The following is a 21051-nucleotide window of genomic DNA, read 5'->3' as shown; positions in this document are numbered from 1 at the left end:
GTCACCTCGGGGTCGGCACGCCCTCCCCGGAGGACCGGAGCTCGGCCCGCAGCCGCTTCGCCGCGTCGGCGAGGGCGCGCATCTTGCCGTAGGCCGCCTCGCGCGGCAGGTACTTCAGCCCGCAGTCGGGCGCGAGCACGAGCTGCTCGGGCGGGAACAGTTCGAACGCCCGCCGGGCCCGCGAGGCCACGACGCCCGGGCTCTCGACCGCCGGGTCCGACAGGTCGAGCACCCCGAGGATGATCGTCTTGTCGGTCAGGTCCCTCAGCACCCCGAGGTCGAGCCCGGACTGCGCGGTCTCGATCGAGATCTGCTTGACCGGCGTCCCCGCCAGCTCGGGCAGGAACGAGTAGCCCTCGGGACGCTCGTGGATGATCGCCGCGTAGCCGAAGCAGATGTGCACCGCGGTGGTGCCCGTGACGCCGTCGAGCGCGGCGTTCAGCGCCTCGAGCCCGTAGGCGCGCGCCGCGTCGGGCCGGGCCTGCATGTACGGCTCGTCGATCTGCACGACGTCCGCGCCGGCCGCGAACAGGTCGCGGATCTCGGCGTTCACCACCGCCGCGTACGCCATCGCGGCCGCGCCCGGGTCGCCGTAGTGGTCGTCCTGGGCCTGCTGGGACATCGTGAACGGCCCCGGCACGGTCATCTTGATCGTGCGGTCGGTCGCCGAGCGCAGGAAGTGCAGGTCGTCGACCTGGATCGCCTGCGGCCGGCTGATCGGACCGGTGATGCGCGGGACCGGGTTGGGGTGCCCGCTGCGGTCCAGCGCCGTGCCGGGGTTGTCGACGTCGACGCCGTCGAGCGCGGTCGCGAAGTGGTTCGAGTAGCTCTCCCGGCGGATCTCGCCGTCGGTGAGGACGTCGAGCCCGGCCTTCTCCTGCGCCCGCACCGCGAGCAGCGTCGCGTCGTCCTGGGCCTGCGCGAGGAACTCCGGCGCGACCCGCCACAGCTCCTTCGCGCGCACCCGGGGCGGGAAGCGGTCGGCGAGCTTGCCGCGGTCGATGAGCCAGTCGGGCTGGGCGTAGCTGCCGACCAGGGACGTCGGCAGCAGCGGCAGCTCGGCCATCAGGGGGTCTCCTCGCGGGTGGGCTGCAGGACGAAGTCGTACGCGGCCTCGTACCACGGCTCGGCGCTCCGGCCGCCGTCCGGCGTCGGGCCCGGCTCGCGCTCGACGAACGGCACGATCAGCTCGCGCTTGACCCCGAACACGACGTCGCTGTCGAGGTACTGCGCGCCCTCGCGGAACAGGTGGGTGATCAGCGGCTCGTAGCCGGGCACGTTGAGCAGGAAGTGCACGTGGGCGGGCCGGTAGTGGCTGATGTCGGTCTGGTGGATGAGCGCGCCGACCGGGCCGTCCATGGGGATCGCGTAGCCGAGCGGCGCGATCGTGCGCACGCAGTAGGTGCCGTCGGCGCGCGAGGTGTACTTGGCCCGCAGGCGCGCCTCGTCGACCGGGAGCTGCGACTCGTAGGCGCCGTCGTCGTCGGCCTGCCACACGTCGAGCACCGCGCCGGGCACCGGGGCGCCGTCGAGCGACCGCACGGTGCCGTGGACGTAGAGCGGCACCCCGCTGATGCCCTCGGACATGTCGGCGCCGTAGCCGAGCTCCGGCGAGCCCTCGATGTGGAACGGGCCGAGCACCGTCGCGGGCGTGGCGCCCTCGGTGAAGCGGTTGTTCTGCTGCACGACGAGCATCGACAGCCCGAGCACGTCGGAGGCGAGGATGAACTCCTCGCGCTTGTCGTCGCTGATCTGGCCGGTCTCGGTGAGCCACCGGATGGCGGCCATCCACTCCGCCTCGGTCAGCTGGGTCTCGCGGGCGAACGCGTGCAGGTGGCGGACCAGCGCGCTCATCAGCTCCGCGGTGCGCGGGTCGTGCGCGGTGCCCCACCGGGCGGCGGCGAGGTCGGTGATCGTGTCCTCGGTGACCGTGACGGGTGTCTGCGTCATCGCATCCTCACAGCGGTGGTGGCTCGTAGGGATCAGCATCGACCGGTCGGTTGTTGAGGTCCACCGACAGGAAGACGTCGTTCGCGACGGGGTGGCGCAGCTCCTCGGCGAGCTGGCCGATCAGTCCCGCGCACCGGGCGAGCAGGGCGAAGGCCCGCAGCAGCTCGAGCGGCAGGCGCAGGTCGGCCAGGGCGGCCCCGCAGACGCCCGCGCCGTTGAGCGGGAGCTGCTTGCCGAGCACCTCGGCGTGCACCCGCCCGATCGCGGCGAACAGCGCGAGGTGCGGGCCGGTGACGCCCTCCTCGGCGGCGATCGCCATCAACCGGGGCGTGCGCGGGTCGCCGTCCTTGTGGACGTGGTGCCCCAGGCCGGGGACGAACTTCCCGGCCTCGCGCTGCCGCCGGACGGTCGCGCGCGCGAGGTCGTCCCAGCCGGCGTCGTCGGTCGGCAGCCCGGACCCGATGGTCGAGCTCCGCTCCGCTGCGTCTCCGGCTGCGGCGACCAGGACGTCGTGCAGGAACCGGCCGCAGTCCTCGGTGACGCCCAGGAAGCGCGACCCGCCGGCGAGCAGGCCGGCCGCGAGGGCGCCCTGCACGGAGTCCGGCGCCGACAGGTACGCCAGCCGGCTGATGATCGCCGTGGGCGTGTAGCCGTGGTCGGCCAGCGCGGCGAGCACCGCCTCGAACACCCGGGTCTCCCCCGGCGTCGGGCGGCGCTGGGTCGCCAGCCAGAACGCGAGCTCGCCGAACGAGACCTCGCCCATGACGTCGTTCGCGAGGTCGTGGCCGAGCAGCGTGATGGCGTCGCGCGACGAGGCGCCCAGCGCGGTCGGGTACTCAGGCACGGTCACTCAGCCACTTCCGCAGCTCGGTCCCGTGCTCGTCGAGCTCGGGCGGCGGCAGCTCGTAGGACACCGGGGTGTCGGAGAAGCGGATGGGGTTGCGGGTGGTGGGCACCGCCCGGTCGCCCTCCCCCACCTCGACGACCGGCCCGAGACCGAAGCGCTCGGCGATGGCGAAGCCGCCGGCGACCGAGTTGATCGGCCCGCACGGCACGCCGGCGTTCACCAGCAGGTCGAACCACTCCTCGGCGCCCTTGGCCGCGAGCGCCTCGACGAGGATGGGCTTGAGCTCCTCGCGGTGCTCGGTGCGGTCGGCGTTGCGCAGGAACCGCGGGTCGTCGGCCAGCTCGGGGCGGCCGAGGACCTGGACGAGCTTGCGGAACAGGCCGTCGTTGGCCGCGGCGATGACGATGTCGTTGTCCGCGGTGGGCAGCGGCTCGTAGGGCACGACGCTCGGGTGCGCGTTGCCCATGCGCGTCGGGACGACGCCGCCCGCGGCGTACGCCGAGCTCTGGTTGACCATGCCCGACATCGCCGACGCCAGGAGCGAGAGCTCGACGTGCTGGCCGCGCCCGGTGGCGTCGCGGTGGCGCAGCGCGGCGAGGATGCCGATGAGCGCGTCCTTGCCCGCCATGACGTCGAAGATCGAGATGCCGGCGCGGAACGGCGGCCCGTCGGGCGCGCCGGTGAGGCTCATCAGCCCGGAGACGGCCTGGACCATGAGGTCGTAGCCGGGGACGTGCGCCCCGCCGGTGGAGCCGAAGCCCGAGATCGAGGCGTAGACGAGGCCCGGGTTGTCGGCCGAGACCGACGCGTAGTCCAGCCCGTACTTCGCCATGCCGCCCGGACGCAGGTTCTCGATGAGGATGTCGGCCCGGCGCGCGAGCTCCTTGGCGACGGCGACGTCGTCCTCGTCGCGCAGGTCGAGCGCGATCGACCGCTTCCCGCGGTTGATCCCGAGGTAGTAGGTCGAGACCCCGTCGCGGGAGGGCGGCGTCCACGTCCGCGTCTCGTCGCCCTGGTGGGACTCGACCTTCACCACCTCGGCGCCGAGGTCGGCGAGCAGCATCGTGGCGTAGGGCCCGGCGAGCACCCGCGAGAAGTCGGCCACCAGCAGCCCGCTCAACGGGCCGCCGCCCGGCTGCGCACCGGACGGGTCCTCCACCGCCATTCCCGCCTCCGTCCGTCCAGCGGACACCTGTCCGCCACTGCGCGAGCCTGCTCCCGGCCCCCGAGATCGTCAACCCCGACGTCAGGACGCGCCCGTCACGCGCAGCGCGGCCACCGGGCACACCGCCGCGGCGCCCCGGGCGGCGTCCTCGAGCTCCGCGGGCAGCTCCACGCCGTCGTAGTGGTGGGTCAGGAACCCGTGGTCGTCCAGCTCGAAGATCTCGGGCGCGCGCGCCTCGCACTGCCCGTGGCCCTCGCAGCGGTCGTAGTCCGCCTCGATGCGCATCGTCGGCTCCCCCGGTGGTGGTCGGGTCTCCTCATCCGGTGTGGACCCTCACCGGCACCGAGGAGAAGGCACGGATGAGGTTGTTCAGGCCGCGCTCGGGCCGGCCGAGCTCGAAGCGCGTCACCGTGCGGGCCAGCGCCTCGAGCAGGGCCGCCACCTCCATCTTGGCGAGGCCCTGCCCGGCGCAGCCGTGCTCGCCGTACCCGAAGCCGAGCTGTTCCGGGGCCTCCGGGCGGGCCACGTCGAACACGTCGGGGTCGGCGAAGTGCCGCTCGTCGCGGTTGGCCGACGCGTAGAGGACCAGCACGCGCGACCCGGCCGGCACGGCGACGCCGCCGATCTCCGTGTCACGCGCGGCGAGGCGGCCGAATCCACGGATCGGTGACTCCAGCCGGACGATCTCCTGGACGGCGTTCGGGATCAGCCCGGGCTCGGCGCGCAGCCGGTCCCACTGCTCGGGGTGGGTGCCGAGGAGCCAGATCGCGCTGCCGACGGCGCTGATCGTGGTGTCCAGCGACGGGGCGAGGTAGTCGAGCATGAGCATCATCGCCTGCTCCTCGGTCACCTCCCCGCGGTCGCGCGCCTCGAGGACGCCCGCGCCGAGGCTGCCGGGCAGCACGTTGCCGTCCCGGACCAGCGCCGCGCCGTAGGCGGCCATCTCGCCGCACTGCGGCAGGGCGGCCCGGGCCCGCTCGTTCAGCGGACCGAACGAGTCGAAGTTGGCCCCGGCCCACCGCAGCAGGTGCTCGCGGCCCTCCTCCGGCCAGCCGATGAAGTCCGGGACGACCGACAGCGGCAGGGCGCGCGCGAGGTCGCCGACGGCGTCGAACGACCCTCGCGCGACGAGCCCCGCGACGAGCTCCTCGGCGGCCTCGGTGACCGTGTGGCGCACGGGGCGCAGGGCCCGTGGCGTGAGCCGGTGGGCCACGATGCGGCGCAGGTGGGCGTGGTGCTCGCCGTCACTGGCCAGCGTGCACCCGAGGATGGCCGCGTTGGCCGGCTCGTTGAGCGCGATGCCCGACGCGGACCGGAAGACCTCCGGGGCGGCCAGCACGGCCTTCGCGTCGTCGTACCGGGCGACCGCCCACGCGTCGTGCGCCGTCAGGTACACCGCGGGGCCGAGCTCGCGCAGCGCACGGTAGTGCTCGTAGGGCTCGAGCAGGGCCGCGTCGGTGTAGACGTCGGCGTCGTACTGCGGGCTCGTCGCGGTCGTCGTCATCGGCGTACCTCCGGGGTCGTCCTGCTGGCGAGCCGGAACGGACACGTGTCCGTCAGCCGAACGACGACCTTCCCCAGGCCTTCCGCCCGTGTCAACCGTCACGACCGGGCGTCCCGGCGGCGAGGCGGCGCAGGAGGTCCGCGGCCGCGTCCAGCTCGTCGTCGGCGACCTCGTGGGCGCGGCCGGGCTGTACCCGCAGCTCCACCGCGGCGCCGTGGTCGCGCAGCAGCGCGGCGAGCTCCTCGGTGGCCGCCAGCGGCACCCAGGCATCGGCGTCGCCGTTGGTGAGCAGCACCGGTAGGCCCGTGAGGTCCCCGGGCGGCCGCGGCCGGGCGGCGCCGGGCGGGCCGAACGCGGCCCCGGTCCAGACCAGCGCCCCCGCCCAGCGCCGCGGCCGGCGCAGGAGGTGGTCGGCGGCGAGACAGGCCCCCTGCGAGAACCCGCCCAGCACCAGTGAGCCGGCGCCGTGCCCGTGGACGGCGAGGGCGTCGGCGAGGGCGTCGACGACCTCTGCGGCCCGGTCCCGCTCGTCGAGCGTCTCCTCCGGCGGGTCGTGGACGCGTCCCGCGTACCAGGAGCGGTCCGGCGCGGCCGGGAGGACCCAGGTGACCGCGAGGTCGGGCAGGCGCGCCGCGAGCCGGCCCAGAACGTGCTCCTGCATCCATGCCGGGTCCTGGTCGCGGCCGTGCAGCAGCACGACCGCGAGCGTCCCGGCGCCCGGCGGCGCCCCGAGCACCGCGACCCCGGCGGCGTCGAGGGCCGTCGCGCCGTCCGGCCCAGCGGCTGGCGGCCGGCGGACACCGCCGTCCTCGACCTCACCGACCTCGTCGTCCACGTGGAGCACCTCCGGTGCCGAGGACGGCCCACCGTCGTCCGCCGACCACCCGCGCCGTGCCGCGAGCGGAGACGTCCGTGCACTGTAGAGAGAGGCACGAGACCTGGGCCACAGCTAGCGTCGGGTCGCGAGTGCACACGACGAGCAGGAGGTCCCCGGTGTCCCACATCCGCGGTTCCCACCACACGACGCTCTCGGTGGGCGGTGCCCAGGAGGACGTCGACTTCCACGTCGGGGCCCTGGGCATGCGGTTCATCAAGCGCACGGTGCTGTTCGACGGCTCGCTGCCGATCTACCACCTGTACTACTCCAACGCGGCCGGCGACCCGTCGGCGGTGCTGACGACGTTCCCGTGGCGCCAGGCCGGGCTCGTCGGCCGCCGCGGCACCAACCAGGCCCGCGAGGTCCTGCTCTCGGTCCCGGCCGACTCGCTGGACTTCTGGGAGCGGCGGCTCACCGAGCACCGCGTCGAGGTCACCAGCACCGAGGTGTTCGACCGCCGCCGGCTGCTGTTCGCCCACCCCTGCGGCATCGAGTACGCGATGGTCCCGACCGACGGCGACCCGCGCGTCGGCCACCCCGGGCAGGGCGTGCCGCCCGAGTACGCGATCCACGGCATCCACGGCGTGGGCATCCACGTCGCCACACCCGAGCGCATGGTCGAGTTCTCCGAGGAGGTGTTCCACTCCCAGGGCAAGCTGATCGAGGACGGGGACCGCGCCGCCTACCAGGTGGGCCAGGACAGCCACGGCAACCACGTCGAGCTCATCGCCGACTCCGCCGACGACCAGGGCACCTGGCGCTACGGGTCGGGCACCTTCCACCACGTCGCCTGGAACCTCGAGACGCTCGAGAACCAGGACGAGCTGAAGTTCGAGATCGAGGGCAACGGCTACACCGACATCTCCGAGCTCAAGGACCGCAAGTACTTCAAGTCCGTCTACGTGCGCACCCCGGCCGGGGCGCTGTTCGAGCTGGCGGTGACCCACGCCGAGGGCGGCTGGACCTGCGACGAGTCCCCGCACGAGCTCGGGCAGCGCTTCCAGCTGCCCGAGCAGTTCGAGCACCGCCGCGAGGAGATCTTCGCGAAGCTCGAGCCGATCGAGACCCCGGCGGCCCCCGACGAGGAGGAGGCCTGACCGCTGCTCAGGAGGCGGGCACGGTGACCCGCGGCAGTGCCGCGCGTCGGGCGAAGTCCGCGGAGATCTCGCCTGCGGCCGAGAGCAGCAGCGGCAGGTGGTGCTCGAGGAGGTGCTCCACCGACGTCTCGGCCGCGTGGCAGTTGACGTTGACCCCGGCGATCACCCGGCCCTCGCCGTCGCGCAGCGGCGCGGCGACCGAGCGGATCCCCGGGGCCAGCTGCTCGTCGGTGAGCGCCCACCCGCGCGCCCGCACCTCGCGCAGCACCGCGTCGCGCTCCTCGCGGTCGGGGCACCAGCGCGGCGTGAGCCCCGAGCGGGTCGGTTCGGCGAGGACGCGCTCGAGCTCGGCGGGCGGCAGCGCCGCGAGCTGCACCTTGCCCAGCGACGTCGGCAGCGCGGGGAAGCGCGTGCCGATCTGCACGGTCAGCGCCACGATCTTGGGCACGGCCACCCGGGCGACGTAGACGATGTCGGAGCCGTCGAGCTGGGCGACCGAGCACGACTCGCCCGTGCGCTCGACCAGGCGCTCGAGGTGGGGCCGCGCGACCTCCCACAGGCCCAGCGCGTCGACGTAGGCGACCCCGAGGTCGAGCACCCGCGGCGTCAGCGCGAAGCCGCGCTCGCCGACGCGGACGTAGCCCAGCTCGGCGAGGGTGAGCAGGATGCGCCGCGCGGTCGGGCGGGCGAGCCCGGTCGCCGCGGCGACCTCGGCGAGGGTCATCTCCGGGCGCACGGCCGCTCGGTGGGCGCCGAAGGCGGTGATCACGTCGAGCCCGCGGGCCAGCGACTCGATGAAGTCCGGTCCCGCTCCGTCACGCGGCACGTCCGCTCCGTCCTGCCGGGTCGGCGGAGCGTAACCCGCGTGACCGCCTGGCGGACAGTCCGCGTCGGCGCCGGCCGGCGAGGCACTCCTCAGCGTGTCGTTGACAGCTGTACCAGTCCCGGAGAACAGTGACCGCCATCATGTGACCGTTCACCGGACACCCGTCCGCGCGGTCGCCCGCCTTCGGCGCGGCAGCTCTGCTTCGCTCCGTGCCGCCCTCACCGCCGAGGAGCGTCTCCCATGGCCCAGACCCCCCGCCCGGTCGTCCTGCGTGGCGGCACGGTGCTCACCGTGGACGCCGGCCACACGGTGCTCGAGGGGCACGACGTGCTCGTCGTCGACGGCCGCATCGCCGGGATCGGCGTCGACCTGGCGGTGCCCGAGGGCACCGACGAGATCGACGCCCGCGGCGGCGTCGTCATGCCGGGGATGATCGACACCCACCGGCACATGTGGCAGACCGCCCTGCGCGGCTACGGCGCGGACTGGACGCTCACGCAGTACTTCGTCTGGAACTACCTCGAGCACGGGCGGCGCTTCCGGCCCGAGGACATCCACGCCGGCGACCTCCTCGCGGCGCTCGAGGCGATCGAGGCCGGGGTCACCACCTGCGTCGACTGGTCCCACAACCTCCAGACCCCGCAGCACGCGGACGCCGCGGTCGACGCCCTGGCGTCGGTGCCGGGACGGTTCGTGCTGGCCTACGGCAACATCCAGGACGCCCCGGCGCACTGGACCGCCGACCCCGGCTTCCGCGACGTCCTCGAGCGCCGCCGCGGCGACGTCGACGGCTTCCAGCTGGCGTTCGACGTCACCGGCGACCCGACGTTCCCGGAGAAGCCGGCGTTCGAGGTCGCCCGCGAGCTCGACCTGCCGGTCACCACCCACGCCGGTGTCTGGGGCGCGACCAACGACGACGGCATCCGCCTCATGCACGAGCACGGCTTCATGGGCCCGGAGACGATCTACGTCCACGCGGCGACGCTGACCGCGGACTCCTACCAGCGCATGGCGGCCACGGGCGGCTCGGTGTCGGTGTCGACCGAGAGCGAGCAGAGCGCCGGCCAGGGCTACCCGCCCTCCTGGGTGCTGCGCACGCACGCCATCCCGATGTCGCTGTCGATGGACACCTCGATGTGGTGGAGCGGCGACCTGTTCTCGGCCATGCGCTCGACGCTCAGCGCGGACCGCTCGCGCGAGCACCTCGAGGCGCACGCCGAGGGCGAGACGGTGACCCACCACGCGCTGCGCGCCGAGCACGTCGTCGACATGGCCACCATGGGCGGTGCGCGAGCCCTCGGGCGCGACGCGGAGATCGGCAGCGTCGAGGTGGGCAAGAAGGCCGACCTCGTGCTCGTGCGCAACGAGCACTCGCCGGTCGGGTTCCCCGTCCTGCACCCCTACGGCCACGTCGTCTTCCAGGCGCAGCGCGGTGACGTCGAGGCCGTGCTGGTCGACGGCCGGGTGGTCAAGCGCGACCACCGCCTGGTCGACGTCGACCTCGCCGCCGCGCGCCGCGCCGTCGAGCAGACCGTCGAGCACCTGCGCTCCGAGCTCGGCGAGGAGGCCTGGCAGCAGGGCATGAACCCCGACATCCCCGAGACCAAGGTCCTCGACAACCCGTACACCTACACCGAGTACCGGTCGGCGGCGACGCACGGCGCCTGACCCCGCGGCCGTCGACCCGGTCGAGGGCCGGCGGCCGCTCAGTCCGGGTCGACGCCGGCGTAGGCGTGCGCGAACCAGCGCCGCAGCAGCGGGTCGCGCTGCAGCGACGACACCCAACCCTCGCGCAGGCCGAGCCCGAACCCGTCGCGCTCGTCGCCCGCACCCGGCGGGGCGGTCATGATGCGCAGGAACCAGTCGGAGAACGCCTGGGTCCGCCAGATCGCGGGCAGGCGGGTCTCGCTGTAGCGCTCGGCGCGGGTCGGGTCACCGTCCGGCCCGAACCGCTCGATCAGCCCGTGGGCCAGCTCGACGGCGTCGAAGATCGCGAGGTTCATGCCCTTCCCGCCCGCGGGCGTGATCAGGTGCGCGGCGTCGCCGACGAGGAAGACCCTCCCCTGCTGCATCGGCGTCGTCACCCGCGTCCGCAGGTCGAGGACGTCGACCTCGGGGAGCTCGACGTCCCGCAGGGCGTCCCCCACCCCGAGGCGCCCGCCGATCTCGTCGCGGATGTGGTCCTGGGGCCAGTCGGCGGGCGACTGGTCACCGGGCACCTCGAGGTAGAGCCGTGTGACCTCCGGCAACCGGCGCATGTGGGCGGCGTAGCCGCGCGGGTGGGCGGCGTAGATCGTGTGGTCGACCAGCGGCGGCATCGCCGCGCTGATCACGAGGAAACGCATGGGGTGTCGACGATCGTGCCGGGTGACGGTGCCGGTCAGCGACCGCGCGACCGCGCTGCCCGCGCCGTCGCACCCGACCACCACCGCCGCCTCCAGCTCGCACGGTCCGTCGGGGCCGGTGGCACGGAGCGTGGCGCCGTGGGCGTCCTGCTCGACGTCGGTGACGCGGTGGCCGAACAGCACCTCGCCGCCGCGCTCGAGCAGCGACGTCGCGACCCGGTCGACCAGGGTGTGCTGGGGGAACACGTAGTGCGGGCGGCCCCCGGTCAGGGCGCCGTAGTCGATGAGCGCCGACTCGTCGGCGGTCCGGAACTCGCACCGGTGGTTCTCGGCGGCGAACTCCAGCACGGTGCCCGCGAGGCCCTCCTCGGCCAGCAGCTGCACGGTGCGGTACTCGATGATGCCGGCCTTGGGCAGCGTGCCCAGCTCCTCGCGGGGCTGGGACTCGACCACCGTCGTCGCGACCCCCGCCCGCTGCAGCAGCCACGCGAGGATCAGCCCCGCCGGCCCGGCCCCCGCGACGACCACGTCCGTGCGCACGACGCCACCTTCGCCCGCCGCGGCCCCGGTCCGCAGCGCGGCTCCCGGCGAGCGGGAGGGAGATCGGTTGGTCGACCGGCTCGGATCAGCGCCGCAGGGTGGACGACGGGGCCTCCCCGAACCGCGCCCGGTACGCGGCGGCGAAGCGGCCGAGGTGCGAGAAACCGTGCCGCATCGCGACCGCCGCGACGCCCTCGCCGGGTACCGCGGCGAGCAGGTCCTCGCGCGCGGCCTCGAGGCGCCGCCCTCGGAGGTAGGCCATCGGGGTGGTACCGAGCTCGCGACGGAAGGCCGCGTGCAGCGCCCGCTCGCTGGTACCGGCGCAGGCGGCGAGGTCGGCCACGGTCAGCGTGCTGTCGTGGGCGGCGTCGACGAGGTCGAGCACCCGGCGCATCACGCGCCGCGGGGCGGGCGGGGTGCGACGGAAGATCCGGTCGCGGTGGTTGTGCCGCGTGCCGAGCAGCAGCGCGGTGACCACGGCGTGCTCGACCTCGCTCGCCAGCACCGCCGGGACGTGACCGGGTGAGTGCGCGAGCAGCGCCCGCAGGCTCGCCACCGCCCCGACCACGGCGCGACCGGTGCCGTCGACGTCCAGTCCCGGCTCGAACTCCAGGGGCGCGTCGGGGACGTCCTCGACCAGGCCCCGGAGCCCCCGCTCGAGCCGCTCGCGCTCGACCGCGACCATGAACTGCTCGGTCCCCGGCCCCCAGCTCATGTCGACGCGTTCGGCGTAGTCGAGGACCGCACCGCGGCGGCGGTCGCCGGTGGTGGTCCGGCGGCCGGTCGCGAACGACACCGCCCCGCGCGGGACGAAGCTGATCGTCACCCAGGGGATCGGCGGCGTGCAGGTGACCGTGACGGGCGAGCGGTAGCGCGACCGGAGCACGCCGACCCCGCCCACCCGGCGCCAGGACACCGCGGCGTCGAAGTCCTCGACGTCGTCGTCGACGGTCATCGCGTGGCCGCACCCGAGGAACTCGATCGTCCGCGACCGGGCCACCGCGGGGCGCGAGGTGCGGATGTCGACGGTGTCCGCCGCGCCGAGCTCGGGGCGCGCCAGGTCCTCGGTGAAGAACGACATCGGTGTCCTCCGTCCCGCGGGATCCGCTGCAGGAACCGGCCGACGGCGGCGGTCAGCGGATCGTGCCGGACCCGGCCACTTCCTAGTGTCCGCACTCACATCCTGACGCGACAGCCCGCCGGTTGACCAGGAGGACCCATGACCCTGACCGACGTCGACCCGGTCACGCCGCCGGTCCAGCGGCGCGGCGCGGGAGGCGGAGAGATCGCCTACCGCCGCGCCGGGCAGGGCCACCCGGTGCTGCTCCTGCACTCCGCGGGCGGCGCGAACGAGTGGGGGCCGCTGCAGCTCGGGCTCGCCGGCGTCGGGGATCTCGTCGCTCCCGACCACCCCGGCTTCGGGCTCTCCGACGACCTCCCCGAGCTGCACACGGTCGACGACCTCGTCTACCACTACCTCGACCTGCTCGACGGTCTCGGCCTCGCCCAGGTGGACGTCGTGGGCGTGTCCTTCGGCGGCTGGGTCGCCGCGGAGCTCGCGATGCACTCCCCCGAGCGCGTCCGCCGCCTCGTGCTCGGCGCCGCGGTGGGTCTGCGCATCCCCGAGGCGCCGATCGCGGACCTGTTCCTCATGAACCCGCCGCAGCTGATGCGCGCGCTGTTCCACGACGAGGCCCTGGTGACCGCGGCGCTCTCGGCCGAGCCCACCACCGACCAGATCCTCGCCACCTACCGCGACCTCGGCGCCCTGGCACGCTTCGGGTGGCACCCGTTCCTCAACGACCCGAAGCTCGAGCGCCGCCTGCACCGCATCACCGCGCCGACCCTCGTGCTCGCCGCCGGCGAGGACCGCCTCGTCCCCCGCGACCACGCCGAGCGCTACGCCGCGCGGATCCCGCACGCGCGGCTGCAGGTCGTCGAGGACTGCGGCCACGCCCTGCACGGCGAGCGGCCCGCCGAGGTCACCGCCGCCGTCGTCGAGCACCTGGGGAGCTGAACATGAAGGTCAACTTCTTCCACCTGATGCCCTACCCGTACCTGCCCGACGACTTCGACGACGTCGAGAAGTACCCCTCGCCGTCGCTGACCTTCTCCAACGCCCACTTCGACCCGGCCGTCGGCGTGGACCTGTACCACCGCTACCTCGACGAGCTCGAGTACGCGGAGTCGGTGGGGTTCGACGGCATCGTCGTCAACGAGCACCACCAGTCGGCGTACGGGACCATGCCCTCGCCCAACATCATGGCCGCGGCGCTGGCCCGCCGGACGAGCCGCGCGACGATCATGGTGCTGGGCAACGCGATCCCGCTGCGCGGCAACCCGTTGCGGGTGGCCGAGGAGATCGCGATGCTCGACCACCTGACGAAGGGCCGACTGCTGTCGGGGTTCGTGCGCGGGATCGGCTGGGAGCACTTCGGGCACAGCATCAACCCCGCCGACTCGCGGTCCCGCTTCAACGAGGCCCACGACCTGATCAAGAAGGCGTGGACCGAGCCGGGGCCGTTCAGCTGGTACGGGCAGCACTACGAGTACCGCTACGTCAACATCTGGCCCCGCCCGCTGCAGCAGCCGCACCCGCCGATCGCGGTGCCGGGCGCCGGGAGCCCGGAGACGATGCGCTGGGTGGCCGAGAACCACTACACCTACGTCTCGGTCTACGCGCCGACCCGGGTCGTGAAGACCTGGTTCGACGGTTACCGTGCCGCGGCCGCCGACCTGGGGTACGTGCCCGAGCCCGAGAAGATCGGGATGGCGCTGCCGGTCTTCGTCGGCGAGGACGACGCGTCGGCCCACCGCGAGGCCCGCCAGTACGTCGAGTGGCTGTTCCACCGGGGGCTACGGCAGGGCCTGGAGATCGTCTTCCCGCCCGGCTACATGAGCCCGGCGGCCATGAAGGGCCTGCTCAAGGCCAACCTCAAGGCCTACCCGGAGCTGTCCTACGAGGAGCTCCTCGAGCACGGGTACGTCGTCGTCGGCGGCCCCGAGCAGGTCCGCAACCGGCTCGGGGAGCTGCGCGACGAGCTCGGGTTCGGCCAGCTCATGGCGATGCTGACCATCGGGGCCATGCCGGCGGAGATGGTCCGACGGAACACCGAGATCTTCGCCGCCGAGGTCATCCCGGAGCTGAAGAGGGCCCCGGCGACCGTCCCGGGCTGACCGTTACACGCGGCAACGAGCGCGCAGTCCGGACGCAATCACCCCGCAACCGATCCCGCTGATCGTGAGGAGGACACCGAGCGACACGGGGAGCGATCATGGAGTTGTCGGGCGGGCACTGGCCGGTCGTCGTCGTGGGGGGCGGGCAGGCCGGGCTGTCGATGAGCCGGTGCCTGGGGCGTCGGGGCATCGACCACGTCGTGCTCGAGCGGGCCGAGGTGGCGCACTCCTGGAAGACCTATCGCTGGGACACGTTCTGCCTGGTCACCCCCAACTGGCAGTGCCAGCTTCCCGACTTCCCCTACGCCGGTGACGACCCGCACGGCTTCATGGTCCGCGACCAGATCGTCGACTACCTCGAGGCCTACCGGACGTTCGTCGACCCGCCGATCGTCGAGGGCGTCGAGGTCACGCGGGTCACGCGCGACGACCGCGGCACCTACCGGGTGGCCACGAGCGCGGGCGACCTCTCCGCCGACCAGGTCGTGGTGGCGACCGGCGGCTACCACACGCCGATCACCCCGCCGCTGTCCCAGCCGCTGCCCGAGGAGATCCACCAGGTGCAGTCGCAGGACTACCGGTCGGGCGCGCAGCTGCCGCCCGGGGAGGTGCTGGTGGTGGGCTCGGGGCAGTCCGGGGCCCAGATCGCCGAGGACCTGCACCTCGAGGGCCGGACGGTGCACCTCGCCGTGGGCGGGGCGCCCCGCGTCGCGCGCTTCTACCGGGGACGGGACGTCACCGACTGGCTCGCGGCGATGGGCTACTACGACATGCCCGTCACCGAGCACCCGCGCCGCGAGGCGGTGCGCGCCCAGGCCAACCACTACGTCACCGGCCGCGACGGCGGCCGCGACATCGACCTGCGCGCCCACGCGCAGGACGGCATGAGGCTCTACGGCCTCCTCGCCGACCACCGCGACGGCGTCCTGCACTTCAAGCCCGACCTCACCGAGCGCCTCGACCACGCCGACGAGGTCTCCGAGTCGATCAAGGACACCATCGACCGGTACATCGCCGACGCGGGCATCGACGCACCACCCGAGCCGCGGTACTCCCCCGTGTGGCGGCCGGCCGGGGAGACCCTCGAGCTCGACCTCGCCACGTCGGGCATCACCTCGGTGGTCTGGTGCATCGGTTTCCGCCAGGACTTCGGGTGGGTCGACGTGCCGGTCTTCACGGGGAGCGGCGCCCCGGCCCACAGCCGCGGCGTCACGAGCTCGCCCGGCCTGTACTTCCTGGGCCTGCCGTGGCTGTGGACCTGGGGGTCCGGGCGCTTCTCCGGGGTCGGACGCGACGCGGAGTTCCTCGCCGACCGCATCCGCTCCCAGCGCGGCCTGACGGGTACCGGCCCCCGCGGCGACGTGTGCAACGTGCTCGCCCTGGGCTCCTGACCCGTTCCGAGCGAGGGGCACCCTCGCTCGGATAGATCGGTGAGGGGCGCCCCCCGCCCACTTCAGGAGGACGGCGGACTCGCGGCCTGCGCAGGCTGACCCGCCCGCGCAGGCCGCGACCCGGCGGGGAGCCTCAGGCCGACGGCGAACCGGAGGGGTCCGGGTGTCCCGGGGTGTTGGCCGGCGCGGGCGGCGTCTGCCCCGCCTGCGGCGTCTGGTCGCCGGTCGAGGCCACCGCCCCGGCGTGGCGCGGCAGCCCGAGGGACTGCCGCCGCTGCGAGGCCTCGCGCATCTTCTTCGCCGGCAACGAGAGCCGCCAGATCGAGCGCGTCGCCTGCCAGAACTGCCGCGGGAACGACCCCGTGGTGTAGGGCAGGTCGTACTTCTCGCACAGCGCGCGGACGCGCTCCTGGATCGCCGGGTACCGGTTGGACGGCAGGTCCGGGTACAGGTGGTGCTCGATCTGGTAGCCGAGGCTGCCGGACATGACGTGCATCAGCCGGTTGCCGGTGAAGTTGGCCGACCCGAGCAGCTGGCGCAGATACCACTCGCCCTGCGTCTCGTTCTCCAGCTCCTCCTCGGTGAACACCTCGGCGCCGTCGGGGAAGTGACCGCAGAAGATGATCGCGTAGGACCAGACGTTGCGGATCAGGTTCGCCGTCAGGTTGGCGGTGGCCGTCGGCCGGAAGTTCTTGCCCGTGAGCGCCGGGAAGAGGATGTAGTCCTTGCCGATCTGGCGGGCCTGCTTGACGAGGATCCCGCGGAACTTCTTCTTGAACTCCTCGGGGTCCTCGAGCTGCCACTTCACGAGGCCGTCGATGTCGAGGTCGTGCAGCGAGACGCCGTACTCGAACGCCAGCATCAGCATCGCGTTCACGACGGGCTGGGTCAGGTAGTACGGGTGCCACGGCTGGTCGGACCGGACGCGAAGGATCTCGTACCCGACGTCCTTGTCCTTGCCGATGACGTTCGTGTACGTGTGGTGCAGGTAGTTGTGGGAGTGCTTCCACTGGTCGGCGGGGCAGACGTTGTCCCACTCCCACGTCGACGAGTGGACCTCGGGATCGTTCATCCAGTCCCACTGGCCGTGCATGACGTTGTGGCCGATCTCCATGTTCTCGAGGATCTTGGCCACGGACAGCGTCAGGGCACCGGCCCACCACAGCTCGCGGCGGTGGCTGCCGAACAGCATCGCCCGCGCGGCCACGTTGAGGCGGCGCTGGATGGTGATGAGGCGCCGGATGTAGGCGGCGTCCTCGTCACCGAGCTTCTCCTCGAAGTCGGCGCGGATCTGGTCGAACTCGCGACCGAGCGCCTCGACGTCGGCCTCGCTGAGGTGGGCGAACTCCTTGACGTCCGCGATGGCCATGGGCGTTCCTCCGTAGGACGACGTGGTCGGTCGGCTGGTGTGTCGGGGGCTAGATGTCGAGGACGACGTCGCCGGCGGCGGCCCCGACGCACGTCTGGACCTTGATGGCGTCCCAGTCGGCGCCACCGCTGCCGTCGGCCTTCTGCTCGGTGCCGTCGCGCAGGTCGCGCACGACGCCCTCGCGCAGCGGGACGACGCAGGTGTGGCAGATGCCCATCCGGCATCCGAAGGGCATCTGCAGGCCGGCCTGCTCACCGGCCTCGAGCAGCGTGGTGGCGCCGTCGATCTCGACCTCGACGTCGGACTGCGCGAAGCGCACCGTGCCGCCCTCGGTCTCGCCGCCGGCGAGGTCGACCGAGAAGCGCTCGACGTGGAGCTGGTCGGACAGCCCGGCGTCCTCGAAGACCCGCTCGGCGTCGTCGAGCAGGGCGTTGGGCCCGCAGACCCAGGTCTCGCGCTCGCGCCAGTCGGGGCAGAGCTCGGAGAGGTTGTCGAGGTCGAGGTGACCGTCGCTGCGGGTGTACTGCTTGTGCAGCCGCAGGTTCTCGTGCTTCTCCGCGAGCCGGTCGAGCTCCTCGCGGAAGATGAGGCTCTCCTCGTCGGGCGCGGAGTGCGCGACGAGGACGTCGGGCATCGTGTCGCGACGGTCGAGCGTGCGCAGCATCGCCATGATCGGCGTGACGCCGCTGCCGCCGGTGAGGAACAGGATCTTCTTGGGCGGCGGGTCGGGCAGGACGAACTCGCCGCGGGGCGGCGCCAGGCGCACGATCGTGCCCGGCTCGAGGCCCTCGACGAGGTGCTTCGACAGGAAGCCCTCGGGCATCGCCTTGACCGTGACCGAGAGGTGGCCCTGGTCCTTCTTCGGCGGCGACGTCAGCGAGTACGACCGCCAGTGGAAGCGGCCGTCGACCGAGACGGCGATGCCCACGTACTGGCCGGCCTGGTGGTCGAACGACCAGCCCCAGCCCGGCTTGATGACGAGGGTGACGGCGTCGTCGGTCTCGGGGACGACCTTGACGACCTTGCCGCGCAGCTCGCGCGCCGACCACAGGGGATTGATCAGCGACAGGTAGTCGTCGGGCAACAACGGGGTGGTGAAGCGGGAGGCGACCTTGCGCAGACGACGGACCCCGCGGGGCAGTCGTCCAGGAGTGGTGCCCTCGGCATCGCTCACGGTGCTCACCTCCATGACACTACACGGAACCGTCGGTACCCAGAACCGCGAGTAACGGCTACTGTGCCGTACGCCTCCGGTATGACCACACGACGACCACACGAAACACCGCCGGGTGTCATATGTCGTCCAGCGGTGTCACGAGCCACGGACAGTACGGTGGCCGTCCGTGGACACCGGGCACGGGATGACCGTCGACGTGCTCGCCCGGCGGGCGGGCATGACGGTGCGCAACGTCCGCGCGCACGCGGCGCGCGGGCTGCTCCCGCCCCCGCACCTCGAGGGTCGCACGGGCTACTACGGGCCGGAGCACCTCGCCCGCCTCGACCTCATCACACAGCTGCAGGACCAGGGCTTCGCGCTGTCCGCGATCGAGCGCCTCGTCGCGTCGACCCCGCGGCAGTCCGCCGAGGAGGCGCTGTCCCAGTACCTGCACATGCTCGCCCCCTGGACCCCGGAGCCCCCGCTGGAGATGGCGGCCGGCGAGGTCACGGGCTGGCTCGGCGTCGACGTCAGCGACGAGACGTGGGACGCCCTGGTGGGGGCGAGCCTGCTCCAGCAGCTCGGCGGCGGGCGCGTCCGCGTCCCCAACCCCGGACTCGTGCGGGCCGGCGCGGAGGCCATGCGTCTGGGGATGCCGGCCGAGGCCCTCATCGTCATGCGCGAGGAGCTCACGACCCACGTCGGCGCGGTGACCGCGCGCTTCGTCGACCTCTTCCGCCGCACGGTGTGGGCGGAGTACCGCGCCGAGGGCCTGCCGGTCGAGCGCGCGCAGCAGGTCCGCGACGTCGTCGGCGCCCTGCAGCCCGTGGCCGCGCAGGCGCTGCTGTCGACGTTCCGGGAGTCGATGCCCGCGGCCATCTCGCTGTTCCTCGACGAGGTGTCCGACGCCCTCGAGCAGGACGCGGGTCCCGCGGCGGAGCCGGGTCGGGCAGACTCCGGCGGGTGAGCGAGACGACGGTCACCACCCCGGACGACCTCGCGCTCGCCCGCGGCGGCGACGACGACGCGTTCGGCCGGCTCGTCGCGCCGTTGCGCCGCGAGCTGCACGCGCACTGCTACCGGATGCTGGCCTCCGCCCACGACGCCGACGACGCGCTGCAGGAGACGCTGGTGCGGGCGTGGCGGAAGCTCGCGGGCTTCGAGGGCCGCAGCACGCTGCGCACCTGGCTCTACACGGTCGCCACGCGCACCTGCCTCGACCTCGTCGACGCCCGCGGCCGGCGCGCGCTGCCGATGGACCTGGGGCCGGCGAGCGAGCGCCCGGTCGTCGGCGACGTGCCGCTCACCGAGCTCGCCTGGCTCGGCCCCTACCCCGACGCCCCCGACGCGCGGGCCGAGGAGCGCGAGGCGGTGGAGCTCGCGTTCGTCGCTGCCCTCCAGCACCTGCCGGGCAACCAGCGCGCGGCGCTCGTGCTGTTCGAGGTCCTGGGCTTCTCGGCCGCCGAGATCGCCACGATCATGGACACGTCGACGGCGTCGGTGAACTCCGCGCTGCAGCGCGCCCGCCGCCTGGTCGCCGAGAAGGTGCCCGAGCGCAGCCAGCAGCGCACGCTGCGGGAGATCGACGACGCCCGGCTGCGCGACGTCGTCGCCGGCTACTCCTCGGCGCTCGAGCGCGGCGACGCGGACGCGCTCGTCGCGCTGCTCACCGAGGACGTCACGTGGTCGATGCCGCCGATGGGCCACTGGTACGCGGGCCTGGCGCCGGTGACGGCCTTCGCGCTCGCCGTGCCGCTCTCCGGCGACTGCGGGTCGTGGCGCCACCTCCCGGTCACCGCCAACGGCCAGCCCGCGGTGGCGAGCTACCTGCGCCCGCCCGACGCGCCCGCCGGCGCGCCGCACCGGCCGTGGTCGATCGACGTGCTCACGCTGCGCGGCGACCGGATCGCCGGCGTCACCTCGTTCATCGGGGCGGGGCACCACGCCCGCTTCGGCCTGCCGGAGGTCCTGCCGTGAACGCCGCCGCGAGCCCCAACGCCGACCAGCACGCGGCCTGGAACGGCCCGACCGGCACGATCTGGACGTCGTGGGCCGACCGCTTCGACGCCGGCGTCGCCGCGCACCACGCCGCGCTCATGGACGCCGCCGAGATCTGCCCCGCCGAGGCCGTCCTCGACGTCGGGTGCGGGGCCGGGCGCACCTCGCTCGACGCGGCCCGCGCGGCGGTCAACGGGCCCGTCACCGGCGTCGACATCGCGACGGGCCTGCTGACCATCGCGCGCCACCGCGCCGTCGAGGCCGGGGTGGGCAACGTCGTGTTCCGCGAGGCCGACGCCCAGACCCACCCCTTCCCGCCCGCCGACCTCGACGTCGTCGTCAGCCGGCACGGGACGATGTTCTTCGCCGACCCCGTGGCCGCGTTCGCCAACCTCGCGGTCGGCCTGCGCCCGGGCGGGCGGCTGGCGCTGCTGACGTGGCGGGGGATCGAGCACCAGGAGTGGATGCGGTCGTTCCTGTCGGTCGCCGGCGTGCGCAACGCCCCGCCGAGCGACGCGCCGAGCCCGCTCTCGCTCTCCGAGCCCGAGCGCGTGCACCGGATCCTGGGCGCGGCGGGCCTCGCCGACGTCACCCTGACCGCGCACCGGGCGCCCATGTACTACGGCGCCGACACCGACGACGCGTTCGCCTTCGTCGCGGACCTCCAGGCCGGCCTGATGGGCGACCTGCGCGCGGAGGACCGCGACCGCGTCCTCGGCGCCCTGCGCGAGGACCTGCGCGCCCACGAGGGGCCCGACGGCGTCACCTACGACTCGGCGTGCTGGATCGTGCGGGCCCGCAGGCCCTGA

The 21051-nt window shown here is 73.5% G+C and carries 20 protein-coding genes; 8 read left to right on the top strand and 12 right to left on the bottom strand.

The annotated features are described in order from the left end of the window. Window position 1 precedes the first annotated feature (1 nt). From ABD994_RS13185 to ABD994_RS13155, 7 genes are all read right to left on the bottom strand, one after another. Window positions 2-1066, bottom strand: a complete 1065-nt coding sequence (locus tag ABD994_RS13185; protein WP_345414992.1) for a uroporphyrinogen decarboxylase family protein — start codon at window positions 1064-1066, stop codon at window positions 2-4. Then, window positions 1066-1950, bottom strand: a complete 885-nt coding sequence (locus ABD994_RS13180; RefSeq protein ID WP_345414990.1) for a dioxygenase family protein — start codon at window positions 1948-1950, stop codon at window positions 1066-1068. Before ABD994_RS13180 ends, ABD994_RS13185 begins: the two co-directional genes overlap by 1 nt. Window positions 1951-1957: 7 nt before the next feature. Continuing rightward, window positions 1958-2800 (bottom strand): citryl-CoA lyase, encoded by an 843-nt coding sequence (locus ABD994_RS13175; RefSeq protein WP_345414988.1) that lies wholly within the window; start codon window positions 2798-2800, stop codon window positions 1958-1960. Continuing rightward, a complete protein-coding gene (locus ABD994_RS13170; protein WP_345414986.1) occupies window positions 2787-3962 on the bottom strand; it encodes a CaiB/BaiF CoA transferase family protein in 1176 nt (391 codons plus the stop codon). Before ABD994_RS13170 ends, ABD994_RS13175 begins: the two co-directional genes overlap by 14 nt. Window positions 3963-4043: 81 nt before the next feature. Further along, window positions 4044-4247, bottom strand: a complete 204-nt coding sequence (locus tag ABD994_RS13165) for a ferredoxin (protein WP_345414984.1) — start codon at window positions 4245-4247, stop codon at window positions 4044-4046. Between the two features lie 31 nt (window positions 4248-4278). Next, window positions 4279-5466: a cytochrome P450 gene (locus tag ABD994_RS13160; protein WP_345414982.1), complete on the bottom strand. Its 1188-nt coding sequence runs from the start codon at window positions 5464-5466 to the stop codon at window positions 4279-4281. 91 nt (window positions 5467-5557) lie between these two features. Further along, window positions 5558-6301, bottom strand: coding sequence for an alpha/beta hydrolase (locus ABD994_RS13155; RefSeq protein ID WP_345414980.1), 744 nt, complete (start codon window positions 6299-6301; stop codon window positions 5558-5560). Between the two features lie 158 nt (window positions 6302-6459). Between ABD994_RS13155 and ABD994_RS13150 the strand changes: the two genes are divergently transcribed. Beyond that, a complete protein-coding gene (locus tag ABD994_RS13150) occupies window positions 6460-7440 on the top strand; it encodes a VOC family protein (RefSeq protein ID WP_345414978.1) in 981 nt (326 codons plus the stop codon). Between the two features lie 7 nt (window positions 7441-7447). Here ABD994_RS13150 and ABD994_RS13145 read toward each other — a convergent pair whose 3' ends face one another. Beyond that, on the bottom strand, window positions 7448-8266 hold the full coding sequence (locus ABD994_RS13145; RefSeq protein WP_345414976.1) for an IclR family transcriptional regulator domain-containing protein: 819 nt from the start codon (window positions 8264-8266) through the stop codon (window positions 7448-7450). A gap of 240 nt (window positions 8267-8506) precedes the next feature. On the opposite strand from ABD994_RS13145, the gene ABD994_RS13140 reads away from it, so the two are divergent. Further along, a complete protein-coding gene (locus ABD994_RS13140; protein WP_345414974.1) occupies window positions 8507-9934 on the top strand; it encodes an amidohydrolase family protein in 1428 nt (475 codons plus the stop codon). A 38-nt stretch (window positions 9935-9972) separates the two neighbouring features. Here the strand turns inward: ABD994_RS13140 and ABD994_RS13135 are convergent, their stop codons facing one another. Both ABD994_RS13135 and ABD994_RS13130 read right to left on the bottom strand, forming a co-directional pair. Next, window positions 9973-11151, bottom strand: a complete 1179-nt coding sequence (locus ABD994_RS13135) for an FAD-dependent monooxygenase (protein ID WP_345414972.1) — start codon at window positions 11149-11151, stop codon at window positions 9973-9975. A gap of 85 nt (window positions 11152-11236) precedes the next feature. Beyond that, window positions 11237-12232 (bottom strand): AraC family transcriptional regulator, encoded by a 996-nt coding sequence (locus ABD994_RS13130; RefSeq protein WP_345414970.1) that lies wholly within the window; start codon window positions 12230-12232, stop codon window positions 11237-11239. Window positions 12233-12370: 138 nt separating this feature from the next. On the opposite strand from ABD994_RS13130, the gene ABD994_RS13125 reads away from it, so the two are divergent. The 3 genes from ABD994_RS13125 (at window position 12371) to ABD994_RS13115 (ending at window position 15719) form a co-directional block, all read left to right on the top strand. Then, window positions 12371-13168: an alpha/beta fold hydrolase gene (locus ABD994_RS13125; RefSeq protein WP_345414968.1), complete on the top strand. Its 798-nt coding sequence runs from the start codon at window positions 12371-12373 to the stop codon at window positions 13166-13168. A gap of 2 nt (window positions 13169-13170) precedes the next feature. Further along, window positions 13171-14328: an LLM class flavin-dependent oxidoreductase gene (locus ABD994_RS13120; RefSeq protein WP_345414966.1), complete on the top strand. Its 1158-nt coding sequence runs from the start codon at window positions 13171-13173 to the stop codon at window positions 14326-14328. A gap of 98 nt (window positions 14329-14426) precedes the next feature. Next, entirely contained in the window at window positions 14427-15719 is a 1293-nt protein-coding gene (locus ABD994_RS13115; RefSeq protein WP_345414964.1) for an MSMEG_0569 family flavin-dependent oxidoreductase, read from the top strand. A gap of 133 nt (window positions 15720-15852) precedes the next feature. Here the strand turns inward: ABD994_RS13115 and ABD994_RS13110 are convergent, their stop codons facing one another. Continuing rightward, on the bottom strand, window positions 15853-17088 hold the full coding sequence (locus ABD994_RS13110) for a fatty acid desaturase family protein (protein WP_345414962.1): 1236 nt from the start codon (window positions 17086-17088) through the stop codon (window positions 15853-15855). Window positions 17089-17137: 49 nt separating this feature from the next. After that, the gene (locus ABD994_RS13105) at window positions 17138-18262 is read right to left on the bottom strand and encodes a ferredoxin reductase (protein ID WP_345414960.1); all 1125 of its coding nucleotides are present in this window, start codon (window positions 18260-18262) and stop codon (window positions 17138-17140) included. A 169-nt stretch (window positions 18263-18431) separates the two neighbouring features. On the opposite strand from ABD994_RS13105, the gene ABD994_RS13100 reads away from it, so the two are divergent. Genes ABD994_RS13100 through ABD994_RS13090 form a run of 3 tightly spaced genes read left to right on the top strand, consistent with a single transcriptional unit; the run spans window position 18432 to window position 21051 of the window. Next, window positions 18432-19211, top strand: coding sequence for a MerR family transcriptional regulator (locus ABD994_RS13100; RefSeq protein WP_345414958.1), 780 nt, complete (start codon window positions 18432-18434; stop codon window positions 19209-19211). Further along, entirely contained in the window at window positions 19208-20221 is a 1014-nt protein-coding gene (locus ABD994_RS13095; protein WP_345414956.1) for a sigma-70 family RNA polymerase sigma factor, read from the top strand. Before ABD994_RS13100 ends, ABD994_RS13095 begins: the two co-directional genes overlap by 4 nt. Then, a complete protein-coding gene (locus tag ABD994_RS13090; RefSeq protein WP_345414954.1) occupies window positions 20218-21051 on the top strand; it encodes a class I SAM-dependent methyltransferase in 834 nt (277 codons plus the stop codon). The genes ABD994_RS13095 and ABD994_RS13090 overlap by 4 nt, the downstream gene beginning before the upstream one ends.

Origin of the sequence: Actinomycetospora chlora (genome assembly GCF_039542135.1) — a bacterium.
Classification (GTDB): Bacteria; Actinomycetota; Actinomycetes; order Mycobacteriales; family Pseudonocardiaceae; genus Actinomycetospora; species Actinomycetospora chlora.
Note: the sequence above shows the minus strand (reverse complement) of the source record. Positions and strands in the feature narration are given on the sequence as shown.